This is a genomic window from Thioclava arctica (assembly GCF_040892615.1).
In the GTDB taxonomy this organism is placed as follows: Bacteria; Pseudomonadota; Alphaproteobacteria; order Rhodobacterales; family Rhodobacteraceae; genus Thioclava; species Thioclava arctica.
In genome coordinates this window covers 1-243 of the sequence record NZ_JBFRYC010000079.1, presented here as the reverse complement: position 1 = coordinate 243, position 243 = coordinate 1, and the positions used below count along the sequence as shown (strand labels likewise).

At 63.8% G+C, this 243-nt stretch carries 1 pseudogene; it reads left to right on the top strand.

The features are described 5' to 3' along the window. Positions 1-243: pseudogene (locus AB4874_RS20125) on the top strand (ISL3 family transposase); the annotation flags it as partial.

Here is a 243-nt window from a genome sequence, read left to right as displayed (position 1 = left end):
ATGCCCGTCATAAGAAGAACGGCCTGCAGCGCTGAACTGGATCCCGGCATTCTGACGGCGGCGGAACGCCTGCAATTCGAAGGCTTTCAACGGCGCCAGAAAACCAACATGCTGATCCAGCGGATGGGGGCCGAAGGCGTGCCCATCAAGCGGATCGTCCGGGTCACTGGTCTGAGCCGGGGCCTGGTTCGGCGCGTCCTGCGCGGCGAACGGGAAGACGTTTTCCGGCTGCGCCAAAGCAGC